Source organism: Ancylomarina sp. (assembly GCF_041555295.1).
GTDB lineage: Bacteria > Bacteroidota > Bacteroidia > Bacteroidales > Marinifilaceae > Ancylomarina.
On sequence record NZ_JBFFKR010000361.1, the window covers coordinates 1 to 2,861 of the forward strand.

The following is a 2,861-nucleotide window of genomic DNA, read 5'->3' on the forward strand; positions in this document are numbered from 1 at the left end:
GGCTCTATTCTTTATGCTTCGATTTTCTGGACAAGGAGTATTGACTTTAGCTTCACGTAACATGCTAATGAAATGGTTCAACAAAAACCGTGGATTGGCCAATAGTATTTCATCTGCCATCCAATCTTTCGGATTTGCAGTTGCTCCACTTTTTGTAGCAGGTTTAATCCATAGCACCGACTGGAGCGCCGCTTATTTGATTATGGCAGGCATCATCGTCGCTTTTATCATTTTCGCCTATATTTTCTACAGAGATAATCCCGAAGAATGTGGCTTGATTCCCGATGGAAAGATTGTGAAAGAAAAGAAAAAGAAGTCTTTTACCGATAGCAACAAACAATTCACGCTGAAAGAAGCTAAGAAGACACCAGTCTTTTGGGTTTACGCACTAGCCATTGCCTTTAGTGCCTTCTTTATAACAGGCTTTACTTTTAATGTGGTTTCCATTTTTGAAGTTTCAGGCTTTAGCGAACAGAAAGCATTGAGTATTTTCATTCCAGCTTCGCTGATATCTATTGTAGCAGCCTTGGTAGGGAATGTCATTAGTGATTATATGCCACTTAAGCGTATTTTGTTCATTTACCTGATAGGATGCTTACTTTCTTGTATTGGTTTAACCTTCCTTTCGCATTGGAGTGGCTACTACATTCTAATTCTTGGGAACGGTATTATGGGCGGACTCTTCTCGGTTCTGGCTGCAATTACCTGGCCTCGCTTTTTCGGTAGCGACCACTTAGGCGCTATCAGCGGATTGGCTATGTCGCTTATGGTATTTGGTTCAGCTTTGGCTCCTCTATTCTTTAGCCGAATATTTACATTAACAGGTAGCTACCAACTTGCTGGTCTGGCAGGTGGTGTTTTAGTCATCATCCTACTTTTGTTCGCTTTAAAACTGAACAACCCACAGGAAGATAATTAAGCTCAAAGTGAATAAGGCTGAGTGAAACGAAGTCCGCCTCAGGCGTGATTAAAGTAAACAAAGGATAAAGGAAAGAAGGTTAAAGGATAAATCATTAAACCTTATCAATATATAAAGCCCAATCTCAATAAAATGAGATTGGGCTTTTTTTGTTTTATTTAAAAACCTGACAGATTTAATAAACCTGTTGGACTTTACCTACTTTTTAAACGCTGTCGTATCGCGATAATAATTGGGAGACGACAGACGCTAACAGGTTTTAATTATTCCGTGTTTTCTCTGGATTTCCCTTTTCCTAATTTTAGTTCTTTAGTTCTATCACTATAAATTAGATTAATGCAGTAAATTTTCAACTTAGATAAACAAAAAGATGACTCTAAAAGCAATCCTAAGTTTTTTGATTAGTAACTTTGCCCTCTTGGTAGATGAACAAATCCAACGAGCAAACTATTAAAATATAATTAAACAATTCTATGTGTAAAGAGGTTAAAGCGAAAAAGACAGTGGTGAAGATAGATACTTACGAATCGCTTAAAGCGTTGTATTATTCGGGTAAGGTTAAACCGTCATTAAATAAAATTATTGTTGCATTAGAAAAAGATTCTGAAAACTTAGAACTCGTTCTTTTGGCTTGTCAGTGCTTGGAAAGAGCTAAGGATATTGACAAATTGTCTTTATACGCTGATGTTGTTGTTAGATTGGACCCTAAAATTGCAATAGGATATTATTACAAGGGTGTGGCTCTTAAGCAGACAAAAGGAAAAGAGCAAGAAGCTTTAAAAAACTTTAACGAAGCATTAATTTTAGACCCAAACAACACCATTTACCTTAAAAGTAAAGCCAGCACTCATTTCTCGCTTTACACAGATTATCATTTGCCATTAAAATTCGCTGAAAAACATAGGGTTAAAACGGAAGAGTCTCTACTTAAAGTTATTGAACTGATAGAGCAAAAGGAAAATCCGGATTATATAGAATTGCTGACGATAGCTGATGTGTTTACGCTGATGAGCAAAGGCATACGCGCCAAGAAGTATTACCTTAAAGCAGTAAATGCCTATAAGGCTACTGATGAATCGAAACAAGATAAAAATATATATAAAGACATCACTAAGGCTCAAAATGCCTGTATAAAGTTGTTGGATAAAATTATTGAAGATTAATAAAACAACTTTATATCTCGTCAATAAATATTGCTAAATGGCCGTCACTAAACTGACGGCCATTTTTAGCTAGGGATAAAAACCATTTGCCAGAAAGTAGAGATTGCAAGTATTGGCATATTTATTACTTTTAGCAGTAAACAGATACGGAAGTGCAAAGAATTACCAAACCGTTCTTACCGGAAACTCTTGTGAATATGAAAAAGCGATATCAATATTTAAGCATCCTGGTTCTGATTATTTTAGTTAGCAGTTGCTCCAGCACAAAAAACCTTGTTGGTAAAACTGACAAGAGAAATACCTTTTCTGATGAAGAAATAGCATTAATTATGCAAGGCGATAGCTTGAGCCCAATGCGCGTATTCAAGATCAATAAAAAGTCTGATTCAATATTATTGAGTACAAAAAGCACCGCTGTTAATCTAGAGTTCAATCATCCTGTCCTAAAAAGAGTCGTCAAAAGAATGTATCGCACTGTACGTGATAGTCTGTCGGCAGGTGTTGGTATTGCGGCACCGCAAGTGGGTGTTTTAAAGCAAATTATTTGGATTCAAAGGTTTGATAAAGAGGGATCTCCCTTTGAGTATTATTTAAACCCCAGAATAATTCAATATTCGAAGAAGAAACAAGAATACAGGGAAGGTTGCCTATCGATTCCAGACCGAATGGACACTTTAAATTCAAGAGCATACGCTATTTTGATTGAATATGACAAGATGGATAAAACGCATCATGTGGAAATGATTGAAGATTTTACTGCCGTTATTTTTCAACATGAA

3 protein-coding genes are annotated in these 2,861 nt (G+C 36.3%); all 3 read left to right on the forward strand.

Annotated elements, in window-relative coordinates:
• On the forward strand, nt 1-919 hold a 919-nt coding region (locus ABY905_RS15905), incomplete at its 5' end, for a nitrate/nitrite transporter (protein WP_372645646.1).
• 473 nt (nt 920-1,392) lie between these two features.
• Nucleotides 1,393-2,082 (forward strand): hypothetical protein, encoded by a 690-nt coding sequence (locus ABY905_RS15910; protein ID WP_372645647.1) that lies wholly within the window; start codon nt 1,393-1,395, stop codon nt 2,080-2,082.
• A 197-nt stretch (nt 2,083-2,279) separates the two neighbouring features.
• The coding region (locus ABY905_RS15915) for a peptide deformylase (RefSeq protein WP_372645649.1) at nt 2,280-2,861 on the forward strand (582 nt) is incomplete at its 3' end.